Source organism: Kitasatospora sp. CB01950 (assembly GCF_001905465.1).
In the GTDB taxonomy this organism is placed as follows: Bacteria; Actinomycetota; Actinomycetes; order Streptomycetales; family Streptomycetaceae; genus Kitasatospora.
Genome location: NZ_LISX01000002.1, coordinates 350,741 through 367,560 on the forward strand (window position 1 = coordinate 350,741; position 16,820 = coordinate 367,560).

Here is a 16,820-nt window from a genome sequence, read left to right on the forward strand (position 1 = left end):
GGAAAGGTGTGGCTGTGGGCAGGTTCGACGGCAAGGTAGCGGTGGTCACGGGCGCCGCGCAGGGCATCGGGGCGGCGACGGCGCGGCGGTTGGCCGAGGAGGGCGCGGCGGTGGCCGTGGTCGACCTGACGGCGGAGCGGGCGGAGAGCACCGTCAAGGAGATCGTCGCGGCGGGCGGCACCGCGCGCGCCTTCGGCTGCGACGTGGCGGACTACGAGGCGGTGGAGGCCGTGTTCGCGTCCGTGGTCGAGGAGTTGGGCGGGGTGCACATCCTGGTGAACAACGCCGGGATCACCCGCGACAACCTGTTCTTCAAGATGCCGAAGAGCGACTGGGACATGGTGCTGTCGGTCAACCTGACCAGCGCCTACAACTGTTCGCACGTGGCACAGCGGTACTTCGTGGCGCAGAAGCACGGCAAGATCGTGTCGCTGAGTTCGCGGTCCGCGCTGGGCAACCGCGGGCAGGCGAACTACGCGGCGGCGAAGGCCGGCATCCAGGGCCTGACGGCGACGTTGGCGATCGAGCTGGGCCCGTTCAACGTGAACGTGAACGCGGTGGCGCCGGGTTACATCGCGACGTCGATGACGGCGGCGACGGCCGAGCGGGTCGGGGCGACGCCGGAGTCGCACCAGGCGGAGGTCGCGCAGCGCACCCCGCTGCGGCGGGTGGGTCTGCCGGAGGAGGTCGCCTCGGTGGTGGCGTTCCTGGCGAGCGAGGAAGCGTCGTACGTCAGCGGGCAGACGCTGTACGTCAACGGCGGTGCACGCTAGGCCGGTTGTGCGCTTCGACCGGCCCGGGGTCGGGCTCGTGGCGGTCGGGCTCGTCCACTCCGGCCAGCACCCGCAGCAGCGTGGACTTCCCGGAGCCGTTCTCACCGATCAGCCCGAGCCGCCGCCCGGGCGCGACGGTCAGCGACAGCCCGTCGAGAATCCGACGGCCGCCGAGGACGCGCACCACCTCGTGGGCGAGCAGGGCGGGTTGGGACATGAGGAACCTCCGGTGCGGTCGGGACGGCGGCAAGCCGGGCGGACGGGCGGGCGGCAGGCCGGGCCGCGCACCACCCGCGCTTGCGGGTCAAGAGATCGACGGACAGGGCGGGTCGGGGCACCAGGACTTCCCCTGCGATCCGGGCGGACGGTCCGCCGGGCATGCCAACGCGGGCGGGCCGACCCGTCAGCGGGCAGGCCAAGGTGACGTATGGCCGGGCTCCGGCACGGCCCCACGCGGACCCGCCGAACTCGGCCGGCGGCAACCGCCGTCGTGGTGCGGAGCTGCCGCCGGCCCGCCCGGCCCCTCCGGCCGGTGCGGCCCAAGTGGCCGGCGGGCAGGGCGGGTTGCGGAAGCTTCGGACGGCGTGTCAGAGCGCCGGGGCCGCCGAGGTCTCCGTGAGGACGCCGTCGGAGAGGAGCAGTCGGCGGTCGACTCCGATCTCGGTGAGGAAGCGTTCGTCGTGGCTGACGACCAGGAACGCGCCGCAGTAGGCGTTGAGGGCGCTCTCCAGTTGGGCGACGCCGACGAGGTCGAGGTTGTTGGTGGGCTCGTCGAGCAGCAGCAGGTGCGGGGCGGGTTCGGCGCACAGGACGCAGGCGAGGGTGGCGCGGAGGCGTTCGCCGCCGGAGAGGACGCCGACGGGGAGGTGCGCACGCCGCCCGCGGAACAGGAAGCGGGCGAGCAGGTTCATCCGGTCGGCCTCCGGGCGTTCGGGGGCGAACGCGGCGAAGTTCTCCGCGACCGTGCGGCTCTCGTCCAGCAGGTCGAGGCGCTGCGACAGGTAGGCGATCCGGCCTTCGCCGCGCCGCAGTTCGCCGCTGTCGGGGGTGAGAGCGCCGGTGATCAGCCGCATCAGGGTGGTCTTCCCGGCGCCGTTGGGGCCGGTCAGTGCGATCCGTTCGGGGCCGCGGACCATCAGGTCGACGCCGCCGGGGGCGAACACCTCGTGGCCGTCGAGCCGTGCCTGCAGACCGGTGCCGTGGAACAGGGTGCGGCCGGCGGGAACGCGGGTGTCGGGCAGTTCGAGGCTGAGGCGCTGTTCTTCACGCACGGCCCACCCGGCTTCGTCGAGGCGGGCCCTGGCTTCGTCGACGCGGGCGGCGTGCACCTGCCCGGAGCGGCCGGCGGCCTCCTGCGCGCCGCGCTTCATGTTTCCGGCGAAGATCTTCGGCAGGCCGGCGTTCTTCAAGTTCTTCGCGGCGTTGCCGGCCCGCCGATCGGCGCGTTCGCGGGCCTGCTGGGCCTCGCGCTTCTCGCGCTTCAGGGTCTGTTCGGCGTTGCGGACGTTGCGTTCGGCGACCTCCCGTTCGGCCCGGACGGCCTCCTCGTAGGAGGTGAAGTCGCCGCCGTACAGGTGCAGTTCGCCGTCGCCGAGTTCGGCGATCCGCTCCATGCGGTCGAGCAGCGCGCGGTCGTGGCTGACCAGCAGCAGGCAGCCGTTGAACTCGGACAGCACGTCGTACAGGCGGTGGCGGGCTGCCAGGTCGAGGTTGTTGGTGGGCTCGTCGAGCAGTAGCACGTCGGGGCGGCGCAGCAGTTGGGCCGCGAGGCCGAGGGAGATGACCTGGCCGCCGCTGAGGGTGTCCAGGTGGCGGTCGAGGGCGAGGTGGCCGAGGCCGAGGCGGTCGAGTTGGGCGCGGGTGCGCTCCTCGACGTCCCAGTCGTCGCCGATGGTGGCGAAGTGCTCCTCGGCGACGTCTCCGGACTCGACCGCGTCCAGGGCGCGGATGACGTCGGCGATGCCGAGCACGTCGGCGACGGTGAGCTTTCCGGTGAGCGGCAGCGTCTGCGGCAGGTGTCCGAGGGTGCCGGAGACCGTCACCGAGCCTGCGGTGGGCTTGAGTTCACCGGCGATCAGCCGGAGCAGGGTGGACTTGCCGGAGCCGTTCGGGGCGACCAGGCCGGTGCGGCCGGTGGGCACGGTGAACGACAGGTCGTGGAAGACCAGGGTGTCGTCCGGCCAGGAGAAGGACAGGTTGGAGCAGACGACAGCGGCGTCGGACATGGTGAAGGGACCTCGATGGTGCTGGAGGGCAGGGAGAGGCCACTGCCCTGGAGAACAGGCGGGCGGGAAAAATGGGGACGACGAAACGGACCACTCCGGCGGCGCTCCTGTGCACCGGCCCGGTGGCCGTCAGATCCGGATCTCACCCGGAGATGTCGTCGTCACCCGCCACGTCTCTGTCCCTCTGCTCACCCGACGCGCGCAACTCGCGCAACCCGCGCAACCCGCGCATCGCGTACCAACGGTGTCGCGGCGAGTGTAGCGGCTCCCTCCGCCGCAGGTCGCGCCATTTGTTTCCGGGGCCGCGACACGCTGGGCCGGCCGGGGGCCCCGGCGGCGCGGCCGGACGGCACGGCCACGCTCCGGTGTCTACCGTGGCCTGACAGCCCACGAATCCCCCACCCAGGGAGCGCAGATGACCACGGACGACCGCCGCGAGCGCTTCGAGCGGGGCATGCAGGTACTGGCCGGGATCGACGGCGAGGCGGGCGAGCGGGTGGTGGCGGCGCTGGCGGACGTCTCCCCCGAACTCGCGCACCAGATCGCCGCCTGGGGGTTCGCCGAGATCTACTCCCGTCCGGCGCTGCCGCCGCGCGACCGGCAGTTGGTGACCCTCGGCATGCTGACCGCGCTCGGCGGGTGCGAGCCCGAGGTCGAGGTCCACGTCAACGCCTCGCTGAACGTGGGACTGACGCCCCAGCAGATCGTGGAGGCGCTGCTGCACGCCGCCGCGTACTGCGGGTTCCCTCGGGCGATCAACGCCACGCTGGCCGCGAAGCGGGTCTTCGCCGAGCGCGGCCTGCTGCCCGTTCACGACGGCTGAGCGCGCCGGGTCAGCCGGACGTGCTCGGCACCGGCCGGATCGCGTCCGCGTCGGCCACCGGCTCGCCGACGCTCACCCGCACCGGGACGGATCCCGCCACCCGCTGGAGCTCCCGCGCGAACTCCGGCGACGCGGCGCCCGCCGCCGAGGTGGTGACGAGCACGCCGTTGCCCTCCGGGCCGTTCCCGGAGGAGTAGACCGGATAGGAGAACGGCTCGGCCTGCTGGGCCGACATGATCTTCCCGGAGGCCTCGGACATCGCCCTCGCGGTGTACGCACAGGCGACGATCTCGACGTTCACCCCGGCGGTGTCGGGGTGGGCCTCCCGCGCCGCCGCGATCATGCTCGTGGCGCGGCCGGTGTCGGTGGCGTAAAGGACCACCCGGTTGTGACCGGCGTCCACGTACACCGACCCGTAGACGTCCCGGAACGCGCCGTACCCCAGATCGCCGAGCGCCGACGCGGCGCCGTTCGCCGGCTGCCAGGCACCCGGAGTGCTCCCGTCCGACGGCGGGGCGGCGTCCGCGTCCGCGACCGCGCCTGCGCCTGCGCCTGCGCCTGCACCGCCGGACGGCGCGGCCTCCACGGAGATCCCGCCGCCGGTCGGGGCAACCGAACCGCAGCCGCTCACCAGCGAGATCGCACCGAGGACCAGAGCAGCGGCGACGAGACGGCGACGGACCATGATGTCCCCCTCAAGGGCGTTGACGATTCCGGCGATGGGACGGACGCCCCACCCGATCGGTTCCCACCCCGACCCACACCGGAAGGAACGCGCCAACATGATCGAACACCCCGGCGAACACTGGCAGTTCACCGACGTTTCCGCGCAACCGGCGGACGCCGTCGTCGAATTGCGGCGGCAGATCGCCGACGGCCGGACGGAGAACTGGCTGCACAGCTCGCACGGACGGCAGTTGGCGGTGGTCTCAAACGGCGCGCGGGCGATGGTGATGCTGCTGGACGGCCCCGGCGACCCGGGCGAGCACGCCGTCGATCCGGGCGCGGAAGGCTGGAGCGACGGCTACCTGCTCGCCAACGGCCAGCAGGACGAGTACCCGGACGAGGACACCGTCCCGCTCGACCGGGCGCTGCTCCTCGTCCGGCACCTGCTCGACCACGGCGCGCCGCCGCCGGGCACGCCCTGGTCGATCGATCGCTGACGATCCGTCACCTCATCGCCGCTGCCTTGGCGCTGACGAGCTGCTGGAGGTAGCGCTCGGAGGCCCGGAGCTTGCGGCTCTCGGGGCCGGGCAGGTGGGCGCGGAGCTCTATGATCTCGGGCGCGATGCGGATCGCCTCGACCGGGTCCTTGACAGCGCGCCAGCAAGCCTCGGCGTTGGTGGCGGCCCGCTGGGTCTCGGGATGCTCGGGACCCTCGGTCTGCAGCAGCGCGTTGGCCACCTGACGGTACAACTCGGCTGCCAGCACTGGCAGTCCGGCCACCCGGGAGACGTGCGCGCGGACCTGCCGGACCTGGAGCACGACCGGGGCGAGTTGGCCGTGCGCCGTGACCGCCCGCTCCTCCAGGGCGAGGGCGAGCGCCGCCGCGGTGTCGTGGTCACCGGCCTCGGCGGCCTGGACGATCGGGCCGATGGCCGCCAAGTAGTCGGTCGGCGGGGCCTGTTCGGCCGCTGCGGCGGGTGCGGCGGGTGCGGCCTTCTTCTCCAGCGGCACCGTGGCCGCCGCCGGGTCGTGCTGAACGGCCGGTCGCGGCTTGTCCAGTGCCACGGTCGACGCCAACGGGTCGTGCTGGACGGTCGGTTGGGGCTTGTCGAGCGGCACGGTCGGGGTCGTCGCCCCGGGGTCGGGCAGCGGCAGGGCGGCGGCCGGCGCGCTCCCGCTCAGCGGAACCGTCGCGGCCAGCGGGTCGAACCAGGGCAGGGCGGCGTCCGGTTCGGACACGGTGGGCAAGGCGTCGCCCTTGAGGAAGGTCACGACGCGCGGATCCACCGACTCCGGCCCCGGCTTGGCGAGTTCGACCCGCGGCGCAGCCGGATCGGGCAGGTCCTTGCCGAGGCGGACGGCGGGCTCGGACGCGCCAGGCACGGCGGCCACAGCGGCCTCCGGCGCGGCAGGCGCAGCAGGCGCAGCAGGCACAGCGTTCGCAGCAGGCACAGCAGGCTTGGGCACAGCAGGCTCAGGCGCAACAGGCGCAACAGGCGCGGCGGGCGCGCCGGTGGCCTTGCCGAGGTCGACCAGCCGGGTGTCCACCGGGACCATCGGCACGCCCCGCTCCAGCGAGACGATCATGCGACGGCGGGCGGGTGTCGCGGGGACGCCGGCCTTGCGCAGCGAGACCAGGACGCGTGGCGTCCAGCCGGGGGCGAGCCGGGGCCGGGCCGGCTCGGCGGGGCGTGAAGTGGGCGCAGCGGGAGGGGTGTTGGGCGGGACGGGGGGCGCGGCGGGCCGGCCGGCGGCGGGTTCGGCCGGGGCGACCTGCCGGGCGGTGTTGCGGAACCAGGGCCGGTCGCCGGGGTGCGCGGTGATCACCACGGTGTCGGGGCGCAGCACGGAGTGGACCTGCTGGCGGACGAGTTCGGGGGTGAGCAGCTGGTCGGCGCCGGGGCGGCCGCGGTGCAGGGTCTCGATGAGGGCGCGGGTGAAGGTGCCGAGCTGGTCGGGGTCGTGGTTGACGACGGCCCAGAGCGGCACGCCTTCGCTGAGCTGCTGTCCGGCGGCGGCGACGAGGTGCGGCCAGAGCACCGGGTCGGCGCTCAGGTCGCCGATCACCAGGGTGTCGAACTCGGTTCCGCGGTGGCGCAGTTCGGTGGCGAGGGCGGTCCAGGGGAGGCTTTCGGACGCCTTGTTCTCGCGCAGCGACAGGTACATCTGGTCGCCGCGTCGGTCGGTGACCAGGTGGCCGCCGAGGTGGATCAGCAGCGGGCCGGGGTGGCGGGCGGCGGCGCGCAGGTGGGCGAGGACGGTCTGCGGGTCGTTGGCGCCGGGGAGGTGGACGGCGTCGACCTGGTCGGCGGAGAGCAGGATCTGCGGGGCGACGCCGGCCAGTGCGGCGGACAGCACGGAGGCGTGTCCGGTGCCGCCGCGGCCCCAGCGGCGGCCGCCGCCGTAGCCGCCCTCGACGACCAGGATGCGTCCGCGCAGTCCGCGGCCGATGCCGCGGGCCGGGGCGGGGGTCGAGGCGGAGGCGGGCGCGTGCGCGGGTGCCGGGCCCGGTGCCGGAGCCGGTGCGGGGGCGCCGGGTGGCGGGGTGTCGGCGGTGATCACCGGGATCATGCCGGTCCAGCCGGTGGTGACCGTCGCGGGGGGCGCGGTGGGCGGCGGCGGGACGGGTGTGCCGCCGACCGGGGTCGGGGTGGGCGGGGCGGTCCGGTTGCGGCCGGGGGTGAGGTCGGGGGGTGTCGGGTTGACCCGTAGGTTGACGGAGGTCGCGAACGGGTCGTTGGCGGGCGGCTGTTCGGAGCCCGGTCGGGCGCCCTGTTGGGGGCCGGGGGGTTGGGTCGGCAGCGTGAAGGTCTCCTCCAGGTCGGCCGCCGCCGGTCCGTCCCCGGTCGTCGATGCCACATCAGCCACCGTCAGGTCACCGCCCCCGTCCGCCGCCTTCGCGACGTCGTGCCCGTTCACCGTGGCGCCCGGGCGCCACGTTCCGATCCCGGCCACGATACGTGGTCGGCGGGTGGGCGGGCCAGGGTGGGTGGCGCGGCCCGCGGCGGCGCCCGCTGGTCGGCGAGGGCGCCGGGCGGGTGCCGTCGGGGCGGCTCACGGTGCGTCAGTAGGTGGTCAGTAGGTGACGGTGATGCGGCGGGCCGGTCCGTCGACCCGGATCAGGCCGCCGTACGGGACGACCTGCTGGGGCTCGGTGTGGCCGAGGTCGACGTCGAACACGGCCATGGTGTCGGGCGCGTAGGCGTTCAGGGCGCGCAGGGCGGCGGCGCGCTGTTCGGCGCGGTACCGGGCGCGCTGTTCGGCGTCGAGGGGCTGCTCGAAGGACCAGGCCATGGCGCGGCCGAACAGCACGGCCGGGAACTGGCGGAGCAGTCCGCGTTCGCCGAGGTTGCGCAGCATCCGGTACACCTCGGTGCCGGACGGCATCTCCTCGGAGGTCTCCAGCACCAGCACGCACCCGGCGTACGCCTCGACGGGCAGCAGCCGGTCGGCGGCGGCCATCCAGTGCGCGATCTCCAGGTTGCCGCCCCAGCTGACGCCCTCGACGACCCGGTCGCTGCGGTGCCAGTACGCGCCGGTGGCGGGTTCGCTCGCGGGCATCCGTTCGAAGGTGGCCGGGTCCTCCCAGCGGCCGAGTTCGGTGCTGACGTCCTCGGCCTCGCGCAGCTCGTACGCGCCGCCTTCGAACAGGGCGGCGCGCAGCGAGGCCTCGGTGAGCGGGTGGATGGCGCCGGGTCGGCCGAACTCGGTCATGATCGCGCCGCCGTGGTAGGAGACCACGCCGTGCCGCCAGAGGAAGTCCAGCAGGTTGGTGTTGTCGCTGAACCCGAAGAACGGCTTGGCGTGGGCCCGGATCAACTCGCCGTCCAGGTAAGGGATCACAGTGATCTGGTCCTCGCCGCCGAGGGTGGCCAGCACGGCCTTGACGGTCGGGTCGGTGAACGCCGCATGCAGGTCGGCGGCCCGCTCCTGGGGGCTCGCTTCGAGCTTGCGGGTGGTCGGGTACTCGACGGGTTCCAGTCCGAAGTCCTCGCAGAGGCGACGCAGTCCGAGCTCGTACGGCAGCGGGAACAGCGCCGGTCCGGCGAAGGACGGCGAGAGCACGGCGACCCGGTCGCCGGGGCGGGCCTTGGGCGGGTAGGTGAGTCGGTCTGACATGGCGCGATGCTAGCCAGCGCCTTCCGTCGCCCACGAGCGATTTCCGGCGACGGCCCGCCGTGCAGGGCCCGTGCGCCAGGAGGCTCGCCGGCCCTCGCATCCGACGGTTCGTCATATATCAGGCCTGTGACCTGCGTTCCCTCTGCGAGAGACGGTGCTACTGGCTGGTTGTCGCCCTGGTGGCGGTGGATCTCGTGCTGACATGATCTGCCCACCGACCGATGACGGAGCGCGTCCGCCCGGTTTCGCTGCGTCATCGCCCGCGCGCCTGTTCGCGGACACCTCGGTCCGCGCCGGGAGCCGCCCGGCCGAACGGAAGGAAGCACCCTTGACCGGTTCTGCACCTCGTGAGCCCCAGCCCGCGACGCCGTTGACGGCGGACCTGAACGCGACGGTCGTCGTCCCGCCGCCGGATCAGGACCCGGAGGCGGCGTTCGCCTCGGACCGGCTGATCGAGGCTCTGCCCGCGGACTTCACCGTGGACAAGTCCGGTAGCAAGGAGGCGGCTTGGAGCCTGGCTCCGTACGCGTTCCTGACCGGGCCGGCGCCCGACACCGTCAACCCGAGCCTGTGGCGCAACGCCCAACTGAACATGAACACCGGCCTGTTCGAGGTGGTCGCGAACGCCGTCTACCAGGTCCGCGGCATGGACCTGTCCAACATCACCTTCCTGGAGGACCCCACCGGGGTCGACCCGCGGATCGTGGTGGTGGACCCGCTGATCAGCGAGGAGTGCGCGACCGCGGCGCTGAGCCTCTACCGCAAGCACCGCGGGGCGAACCGCGAGATCTGCGCGGTGCTCTTCACGCACTCCCACATCGACCACTACGGCGGCGTGCTCGGCCTGTTCGACGGCGGGGTGCTGCCCGACGGGGTGGACGTCATCGCCCCGGACGGGTTCCTGGAGCACGCGGTGAGCGAGAACGTCTACGCCGGCAACGCGATGCAGCGCCGCGCCCAGTTCATGTACGGCTCGCTGCTGGAGAAGTCCGCGCACGGGCAGGTCGACGCCGGGCTCGGCAAGACCAACTCCAACGGCACCTCGGGCCTGCTGGCGCCGACGTTCACCGTCACCACCGACGTCGCTGTGCAGGGCAAAGCGGTGCCGTTCGGCCCGGTGAGGATGGAGTTCCAGCTCACCCCGGGCACCGAGGCCCCGGCGGAGATGAACTTCTACCTGCCCGACGTGCGGGCGGTCTGCATGGCCGAGAACGCCACGCCGACCCTGCACAACCTGTACAGCCTGCGCGGCGCCCAGGTGCGGGACGCCAAGTCCTGGTCGGAGTACCTGCGGCAGTCCGTCGAGTGGTTCGCGGACCGTTCCGACACGCTGTTCGCCAGCCACTTCTGGCCGCGTTGGAACAGCCCCGAGAACCCCACCGCGATCACCTCCTTCCTCACCAGCCAGTCCGACCTGTACCGCTACCTGCACGACCAGTCGCTGCGGCTGGCCAACCAGGGCCTGACGATGACCGAGATCGCCGAGAACCTCGACGGCAACCTCCCCGACGGCCTGGCCGGGCAGTGGTACAACCGCGGCTACTACGGCACCGTCAGCCACGACACCAAGGCGGTCTACCAGCGCTACCTGGGCTGGTACGACGGCAACGCCGCCCACCTGCACACCCTGCCGCCCGAGCAGGCCGGCCCCCGCTACGTCGACGCGATGGGCGGCGCCGCCAACGTGGTCGCCATGGCCCGGCAGACCTTCGAGAACGCCAAGGGCCCCGAGGACTACCGGTGGGCGGCCGAACTGCTCAGCCACGCCGTCTTCGCCGACCCCACCGACACCGACGCCCGCGAACTGGAGGCCGACGTCCTGGAGCAGCTCGGCTACCAGGCCGAGAGCGGCCCGTGGCGCAACTTCTACCTCGCCGCCGCGTTCGAGCTGCGCCACCGACCCGCCGACGACAGCGGCCCCGACCTGCCCAGCCCGCAGATCATCACCCCGGCCGTGCTGGCGGCCATGCAGATGGACATGCTCTTCGACTACTTCGGCATCCGCCTCAACGGCCCGGCGGCCGCGAACTCGCCGCTCACCCTCGGCTTCACCGTCACCGGCGGCGTCGCGGGCGACCCCGACCGGTGCACCGTCCAGCTGCGCAACGGCGTCCTCGTCTACACCCCCGGCGTCCTGCCCGACACCGCCGACGCCCTCTACACCGTCACCCGGGCCGGCCTCAACGCCCTCGCCATCGGCGCCACCACCCCGGACCAACTCGCCGCCGACGGCGACCTCACCGTCGACAGCGGCACCCTCGCCCCGCTCAACACCTTCAACAACACGCTCGAAACCTTCGAGTACTGGTTCGGCCTGACCACCCCGTGACCCCGGACCGACCCCGCCCGCACCTCGGGCGGGGTCGGCCTCCGGCTGCCCGTCGAGATCGATTCCCAGGACACCGGCCGCGTCGGCGACGCAGAGGCGGCCCGAATCGGTGATGACCAGGCCGACGACGTGGAACGCGCCGGGCCTGTCGTCCGGCACAGGCTGGTGAGGGAACGCAGATGGGCCAGGACGACCTGAGCACGCGGAAGACGGCGAACGGAAACCGCTGTCTCCTCGGCGCCCTCCCGTGACCGGGCCGTCCACCGCCGGGCGGAGTCAGAAGATGTCGAAGTCCCCACCGCGTGTCTCGGTGTACGTCTCGCGAAACGGACCCCATATCTTCCTGTGCCGGACCCGCCTGATGTAACCGGGTCCCCTCTCCTCGATGACCTCGTCGTCGGGCCTGCGCGGACGGGCCGCGGCCGAAGCCGCGAACAGCCCGGCGTTCCCGGACAGTGCGACCAGCACGTCACCCCAGCCGGAGGGGAAGCCGACGGGAAGCCCGGCCAGGCCGGAGACCCATGCCCCGAGACGGAGAACGGCGGGCAGCAGCCAGATGACCTCGGCGGCGAACACGGCGAGCAGGAGCGCAACTGCGCCGCCGATCGCGAGGCCCGCGAGGACCTTCCGCCCGGTCGGCACGTCCTGGGCGAACGGCTCGTCCTCCTCCAGCCATTTGCCCAGGCCCGCTGCCACAAGAGCCGCCAGCCCGATCGTCCCGGTCACCACGACGGCGAAGGAGAAGTTGAGGACAGCCCCGCAGATCGCCAGGGCGAAGAACTTCCCGCCACCGTGCGGCAAGGTAAAACCGCTCACCCAGAGCGAAGCCGTCCACAGGCCGATCGCCCCGCCGACGATCCCGAACAGCACGCCGAGCATCCGCGACAGCTCATGGGCGCTGCGGGCCCGGGCGCCCTTGTGCTGGGCCGTCTCCACCTCCGCCTTCTTGACCTGCTCGCTCAGCTCGGCGGCTCTCGCCTCCGACTCCTTCGCCCGACGGTCGGCCTCGGCAAGTGCCAACTGGTGAACGGGCTGGGGCAGTTCGGCGCCGGCGAGTGCGCGGCGCAGGGCAGTCTCTGCGGCGCGCGGGTTGAGGGCCAACTCGATGCGCCCGCCGTCGGCGGAGTCGACACTCAGCGTCGGCGTCTGGTCAGGTACCCGTTCGGGTACCCAGCGGCTGATGAAGCGGTACAGGTCGTCAGCGGTGATGACGCCGTCCTCGTCGAGGTCCGCGTCCCCGGTCCGCAGTCCGTGCACGACCGCGGAGGTGAACACCGAGGGCTCGCCTTCGACTCGGCTGACCAGGTCGGTCGTGTACGCGGTCTCGTAGCTGTGCTGGAGGGCGGTGGAGGAGGTGATGACGATCCGGCCCCGGCCTTCGAAGGTCTCGTTGAGCTCGACCTCCTGGTCGCCCCGGGTCCGCATGCCCTTGTTGAACGCTCCGCTGTAGCAGCAGTCGAGCAGCAGGATGGTGCGCCGGCTTCGGCTCTGCTCCATGCAGTCGGCGACGAACTCGGCGCTGACCGAGGTGGCGGCCAGCGCGCCGTACTCGCTGTCGTGGGTGACGAAGTGGAGCCGGTTCCGGCCGTCCTTGCGGCCGTGGCAGGACAGGTGCAGCAGCAGGGTGTCGGCGCCGGTGGCGGCGGCGAAGAACTGCTCGATCGCCTTCTTCCACTCCCGTGCGGTTTCTTCGAGCAGGACGTTCACCTCGAACCCGCCGACCGCAGGATCGCCCAGCACGTCGCGCAGCTGCTCGGCGTCGGCGGTCGCGCCGGGAAGGGCTGCGAACCGGTCGTCGTCATAGGTCTCGGTGGCCAGGATCAGGGCTCGCTTAGCCATCGGAGCCCCCGGAGCGATCGGAGCCCTCGGAGCCCCCGGAGCGATCGGAGCCCCCGGGGCGATCGGTGGAGGCGTGGTGGGCCAGGAAGGCTTCGGCGATCCGCCGGCGGTCGGCGGGTGATCCGGCTTCCATGACCAGCTCGTCGTCGCCGATCCGGAGCGTGACCGTGCCCGAGGTGCGGCGGGCCAGCCAGTCCTGGACCAGCAGGATCAGCGACCGGACGGCGGGCGCCCCCGCCAGACCCAGGACCAGGGAGCTGTAGACGGTGGCGTCACCGGCCCGGGTGCCTTGCGGGGCAGGCGGGGCCGGACTGTGTTCCAGGTGGACCAGCGGAAGCTGATCGAGTTCTTCGATCAGCGATTCCATCTCGCGTTCGGTGGCCTCCATGCCGTCCGGATCGCTGAAGATCAGGCCGACATCCACTGACCCCAGTGCTCGACTCACTGCGCCCCCAAGGCGTGGGATTTCAGGTCAGGCCAGAGTCCCACAAGTGGACTGCCCACGAGGGGAGTTCAGACTCCAACCGCCTTGAGTGCGTAGACGGCCTCGCTCCCCGGCACGGCGGCGGACACCCTGGCGTGCGCACAGGGGTGCGTCGTCTGCCATCCGTCAGTTCGCGGGGTGGACGTCCAGGAGGGTCTTGCCGAGGGTGGCGCGGGATTCGATGGCGCGGTGGGCGGCGGCGGCGTGCGCGAGGGGGAAGCGGCGGCCGATGACGGGGCGCAGGCGGTGGGCGGCGGCTTCGGCGAGGACGTGGGCGGTGGCGGCGTGGACGGTGTCGGGGGTGGGGCGCAGGGTGTGGACGGTGAGCCGGCGGGCGTCGATCTCGTGCTGCGGGATGTTGGTCCAACTGCCGCCTGCGAGGCCGTAGTTGAGGAGGTGGCCGGCGGGGCGGAGCAGGGTGGCGGCGGTGCGGCCGAGGGCGCCGCCGACGCCGTCGAGGAGGAGGTCGACGGGGGCGGTTCCGGCGGTCCAGTCGGGGTGCAGGTAGTCGAGGGTCTCGGCGGCGCCGAGTTCGGCGGCGAGGGCGATTTTGGCGGGCCCGCCGGCCGCGGCGACGACGTGCAGGCCTGCCTGGACGGCGAGTTGGACGAGGAGGGTCCCGACACCGCCGGCCGCCGCCAGGATCAGGACGCGGGCGCCGGGGGCGGGCGCGACGGTCTCCAGCAGCAGGCGGGCGGTGCGGCCGTCGGCGAGCAGCGCGGTCGCGGCGTCCAGGGCGAGGCCGTCGGGGACGAGGTGGAGGCCGGCGGCGGGGACGGCGGCGCGTTCCGCGTAGCCGCCGCTGCCGCCGGTGGAGGAGATGACGCGCCGTCCGAGGAGTGCCGGGTCGACGCCGGGGCCGACGACGGCGACGGTGCCGCCGACGCCGTTGCCGGGGATCATCGGCAGCGCGGCGGTGAACGGCCCGAGGCCGGTGGCGCGGAACTGCGTCTCGACGAACGTCAGGTTGGCGTGCGCGACGTCGATCAGCACCTGCCCCTCCCCCGCCACCGGGTCCGGGGCCTCGCCCGGCACCAGCACCTCCGGCCCGCCGAACTCCCGCAGCCACACCGCTCGCATCATGCCTCCACCGCTCACCGGGCCGGTCGTTCCGGCCGCCCGCCCATCCTGCGAGTTCAAGCGCCCTTGAGGTCAAGGGCGGCCGGCCTGTCGCCGTGCCGTGCGAGCATGACGGGCATGAACCTGAACGACTTCTGGGAGCTGGTGGAGGCCACCGCGCCCACCACCCCGTCCGGCCGGCGCACCGAGCTGCTCACCGAACGCCTGGCTCAGCTCCCGCTGGACGAGGTGCGCGCGTTCCAGCTGCGTCTGGAGGAGGTGCGGGCGCCGCTGGACACCATGGCGACGGTCGCGCTGGCGAAGCTGGTCGGGCCGGGCTTCGTCAGCGACGACACGCTCTGGTACTTCCACTCCTGGCTGGTCGGTCTCGGCCGGGACGCCCTCCGCCTGGCCGTCGACGACCCGGACGCGCTCGCCGACCACCCCGAGTTCCACCGCCTGGCCGCGCTGGACGAGCGCATGGTGCCCGACTGGGAGGAGCTCGACTACTGCGCCGCCTCCGCCTGGGAGGAGATCACCGGCGACGAGGACGGTCTGGAGGAGGCGCTGCTCGCCGAGGGCCACGACAGCCCGGTGAACGCCGAAGCGGTCGGCGAACCGTGGACGCCCGAGCAGGCCGCGTCCCGGATGCCGAGGCTCACCGTTCTTTTCGCACAAGGCAGTTGACGTCTCGTCAGCATCCTTCTTGTCGGCGGGCGGTCCTATGCTCGGCGGTCATGACCAGCATCGACGACCCCGAATGGCTCGACAACCCCCGGCTGAACGAGTGGCTGGCGCTCGGGCGGGACGGGTTTCCCGCCTGGGCCGAACTCACCGGCGGCGGTTGGGACTTCACCACCGGATCGCTCCCCCGCCTGGAGCAGGCGGTCCGCGGCCGCCACCCCGACTGGGAGCGGGCGGACGCGGCACGGGACGAGCCGTTCCTGACCGCGGCGACGTGGTACTTCGGCGAGGTGCACGTCCGCAACTACGGTGCGCTGTGGCACTGTTCGCCCGAGCCGCAGCCCCACGCGCCCGACCGGATCCAGCCGCTGCTGCGCCTGCCGAAGGAGGTGCTGGACGAGGAGGAGGCGGAGGAACTGGCCGAGGCGGAGGAGTTGTGCGAGGACGACTTCCCGATGTGCAACGCGCTCGGCATGGTGGTCGCGGTGGCCGATCCGGCGGCGGCCGGCCGCCTGCTGGAGACCCTGGAGGGCTACGCGTACTGGGACTCGGTGGTGGACCGGGCGCTGGCCCTGGCCGCCGGCCGTCCCGCGCAGAACCCGGGCAGCCGCCCCCTGCCCGGCGGCCCCGGCCCGCTCGACCCCGGCCGCCCCGGACAGGACCTCGCGCACTGGCTGGCCACCCGGGAGGAGGCGTTCGGGCTGTGGGCGCGGGCCACCGGGCTGGACGGCCGACTCGACTTCTCCGAACGGTCGTTGGGGCTGCTGGAGGACGTGCTGCGGCAGCGCATCGACACTCTCGGCCTGGGCGACCGACTGGACCACATGGCGGCCGTGGAACGGTACCGGATCGCCCATCTCCCGAACGCGATCCGCCTGTTCGAGGACCCGGTCTTCGACTGCGCGCTCTGGTACCTCGGCGAGACCGCCTGCCGCGCCCGGGGCGCCCGCTGGATCCCGCTGCGCTGCAACAACGACGTCGACGCCGAGACCCGTCCCGAGCTGTCGGTGGCCCGGATCGGCCGCCGGATCGGCCCCCGACTGGAGCTGACCGCCGCCGTCCACCGCTGCCTGCGCGACCGCACCGACCCGTCCGACGGCTACGGCCCGCTGCGCGAAGCCCTGTCGGCCCTCGACTGAACACTCGGCCGAGCACCCGGCCGAGCACTCGCCCGAACGCCCTGCGGCCGCCGCCGTCCCCCGACCTGCCGCACCGCCGGAGCGCCGCCCGGGCGCACCGCCCCGCCCGGGCTAGCGTCGGGGCGATACAACCCGGGCACGGCACGGCACGACAGCGGCGGAAGGCGTTCTCCCGATGAGCCAGAAGATCACCACGTTCCTGTGGTTCGACCACCAGGCCGAGCAGGCCGTCGCGTTGTACCTCTCGGTGTTCCGGGACGGCCGGGTGACCGACGTCAAGCGGTACTCGGAGGCCGGCCCGGGCGAGGCGGGCAGCGTGATGCTGGTGGAGTTCGAACTGTTCGGGCAGCGGTACCGGGCGCTCAACGGCGGGCCGGTGTTCACCTTCAACGAGGCGGTCTCGCTCCAGGTGGACTGCGACGACCAGGCCGAGGTCGACCGCTACTGGGAGCTGCTGACGGCGGACGGCGGTCAGCCCGGGCAGTGCGGCTGGCTGAAGGACCGCTTCGGCCTGTCCTGGCAGATCGTGCCGCGCCGGATGCTGGAACTGCTGAACGACCCGGACCCGGAGCGGGCCCGCCGGGCGACGACCGCGATGCTCGACATGACCAGGCTCGACCTCGCGGCGCTGGAGGCCGCCGCCGACCGGAAGCCGTGAGCCGGCGGGGCTTCGGGCCGGC

The 16,820-nt window shown here is 72.9% G+C and carries 14 protein-coding genes and 1 pseudogene; 7 read left to right on the plus strand and 8 right to left on the minus strand.

Translation table 11 applies throughout. The features are described 5' to 3' along the window. The first annotated feature begins 14 nt into the window (after window positions 1-14). A complete protein-coding gene (gene fabG / locus AMK19_RS06340; protein ID WP_073808804.1) occupies window positions 15-773 on the plus strand; it encodes a 3-oxoacyl-ACP reductase FabG in 759 nt (252 codons plus the stop codon). 43 nt (window positions 774-816) lie between these two features. On the opposite strand, the pseudogene AMK19_RS06345 reads toward fabG, so the two are convergent. Both AMK19_RS06345 and AMK19_RS06350 read right to left on the minus strand, forming a co-directional pair. After that, window positions 817-990, minus strand: a pseudogene (locus tag AMK19_RS06345) (ATP-binding cassette domain-containing protein); the annotation flags it as partial. 370 nt (window positions 991-1,360) lie between these two features. Then, a complete protein-coding gene (locus tag AMK19_RS06350) occupies window positions 1,361-2,998 on the minus strand; it encodes an ABC-F family ATP-binding cassette domain-containing protein (RefSeq protein WP_073808806.1) in 1,638 nt (545 codons plus the stop codon). Window positions 2,999-3,413: 415 nt separating this feature from the next. Between AMK19_RS06350 and AMK19_RS06355 the strand changes: the two genes are divergently transcribed. Then, entirely contained in the window at window positions 3,414-3,821 is a 408-nt protein-coding gene (locus AMK19_RS06355) for a carboxymuconolactone decarboxylase family protein (protein WP_073808807.1), read from the plus strand. 10 nt (window positions 3,822-3,831) lie between these two features. Here the strand turns inward: AMK19_RS06355 and AMK19_RS06360 are convergent, their stop codons facing one another. After that, window positions 3,832-4,506, minus strand: coding sequence for a hypothetical protein (locus AMK19_RS06360; protein ID WP_073808809.1), 675 nt, complete (start codon window positions 4,504-4,506; stop codon window positions 3,832-3,834). 97 nt (window positions 4,507-4,603) lie between these two features. Here AMK19_RS06360 and AMK19_RS06365 point away from each other — a divergent pair, with 97 nt between their 5' ends. Further along, window positions 4,604-4,984, plus strand: a complete 381-nt coding sequence (locus AMK19_RS06365; RefSeq protein ID WP_073809583.1) for an Imm1 family immunity protein — start codon at window positions 4,604-4,606, stop codon at window positions 4,982-4,984. 7 nt (window positions 4,985-4,991) lie between these two features. On the opposite strand, the gene AMK19_RS06370 is transcribed toward AMK19_RS06365, so the two are convergent. Then, window positions 4,992-7,346, minus strand: a complete 2,355-nt coding sequence (locus tag AMK19_RS06370; RefSeq protein ID WP_143200071.1) for a hypothetical protein — start codon at window positions 7,344-7,346, stop codon at window positions 4,992-4,994. A gap of 216 nt (window positions 7,347-7,562) precedes the next feature. Continuing rightward, window positions 7,563-8,606 (minus strand): S66 family peptidase, encoded by a 1,044-nt coding sequence (locus AMK19_RS06375; protein WP_073808812.1) that lies wholly within the window; start codon window positions 8,604-8,606, stop codon window positions 7,563-7,565. A 328-nt stretch (window positions 8,607-8,934) separates the two neighbouring features. Between AMK19_RS06375 and AMK19_RS06380 the strand changes: the two genes are divergently transcribed. Beyond that, window positions 8,935-10,935 (plus strand): alkyl/aryl-sulfatase, encoded by a 2,001-nt coding sequence (locus AMK19_RS06380; protein ID WP_241844275.1) that lies wholly within the window; start codon window positions 8,935-8,937, stop codon window positions 10,933-10,935. 276 nt (window positions 10,936-11,211) lie between these two features. Here AMK19_RS06380 and AMK19_RS06385 read toward each other — a convergent pair whose 3' ends face one another. The 3 genes from AMK19_RS06385 to AMK19_RS06395 form a co-directional block, all read right to left on the minus strand. After that, on the minus strand, window positions 11,212-12,774 hold the full coding sequence (locus tag AMK19_RS06385; protein WP_073808814.1) for a caspase family protein: 1,563 nt from the start codon (window positions 12,772-12,774) through the stop codon (window positions 11,212-11,214). After that, window positions 12,767-13,198: an effector-associated constant component EACC1 gene (locus AMK19_RS06390; protein WP_073808816.1), complete on the minus strand. Its 432-nt coding sequence runs from the start codon at window positions 13,196-13,198 to the stop codon at window positions 12,767-12,769. Before AMK19_RS06390 ends, AMK19_RS06385 begins: the two co-directional genes overlap by 8 nt. Window positions 13,199-13,384: 186 nt before the next feature. Beyond that, entirely contained in the window at window positions 13,385-14,341 is a 957-nt protein-coding gene (locus AMK19_RS06395) for a zinc-binding dehydrogenase (RefSeq protein ID WP_241844276.1), read from the minus strand. A gap of 114 nt (window positions 14,342-14,455) precedes the next feature. Between AMK19_RS06395 and AMK19_RS06400 the strand changes: the two genes are divergently transcribed. From AMK19_RS06400 to AMK19_RS06410, 3 genes are all read left to right on the plus strand, one after another. Further along, on the plus strand, window positions 14,456-15,004 hold the full coding sequence (locus tag AMK19_RS06400; protein WP_073808819.1) for a DUF4240 domain-containing protein: 549 nt from the start codon (window positions 14,456-14,458) through the stop codon (window positions 15,002-15,004). A 50-nt stretch (window positions 15,005-15,054) separates the two neighbouring features. Next, a complete protein-coding gene (locus tag AMK19_RS06405; RefSeq protein ID WP_073808820.1) occupies window positions 15,055-16,140 on the plus strand; it encodes a hypothetical protein in 1,086 nt (361 codons plus the stop codon). Window positions 16,141-16,315: 175 nt separating this feature from the next. Further along, a complete protein-coding gene (locus AMK19_RS06410; RefSeq protein ID WP_073808822.1) occupies window positions 16,316-16,798 on the plus strand; it encodes a VOC family protein in 483 nt (160 codons plus the stop codon). Window positions 16,799-16,820 lie beyond the last annotated feature (22 nt).

What these genes read in the sequence shown, in the direction of transcription:
- AMK19_RS06350 (WP_073808806.1), bottom strand. Translation starts at nt 2,998, where the DNA reads ATGTCCGACGCCGCTGTCGTCTGCTCCAACCTGTCCTTCTCCTGGCCG.
- AMK19_RS06355 (WP_073808807.1), top strand. Translation starts at nt 3,414, where the DNA reads ATGACCACGGACGACCGCCGCGAGCGCTTCGAGCGGGGCATGCAGGTA.
- AMK19_RS06360 (WP_073808809.1), bottom strand. Translation starts at nt 4,506, where the DNA reads ATGGTCCGTCGCCGTCTCGTCGCCGCTGCTCTGGTCCTCGGTGCGATC.
- AMK19_RS06365 (WP_073809583.1), top strand. Translation starts at nt 4,604, where the DNA reads ATGATCGAACACCCCGGCGAACACTGGCAGTTCACCGACGTTTCCGCG.
- AMK19_RS06375 (WP_073808812.1), bottom strand. Translation starts at nt 8,606, where the DNA reads ATGTCAGACCGACTCACCTACCCGCCCAAGGCCCGCCCCGGCGACCGG.
- AMK19_RS06385 (WP_073808814.1), bottom strand. Translation starts at nt 12,774, where the DNA reads ATGGCTAAGCGAGCCCTGATCCTGGCCACCGAGACCTATGACGACGAC.
- AMK19_RS06395 (WP_241844276.1), bottom strand. Translation starts at nt 14,341, where the DNA reads ATGATGCGAGCGGTGTGGCTGCGGGAGTTCGGCGGGCCGGAGGTGCTG.
- AMK19_RS06400 (WP_073808819.1), top strand. Translation starts at nt 14,456, where the DNA reads ATGAACCTGAACGACTTCTGGGAGCTGGTGGAGGCCACCGCGCCCACC.
- AMK19_RS06405 (WP_073808820.1), top strand. Translation starts at nt 15,055, where the DNA reads ATGACCAGCATCGACGACCCCGAATGGCTCGACAACCCCCGGCTGAAC.
- AMK19_RS06410 (WP_073808822.1), top strand. Translation starts at nt 16,316, where the DNA reads ATGAGCCAGAAGATCACCACGTTCCTGTGGTTCGACCACCAGGCCGAG.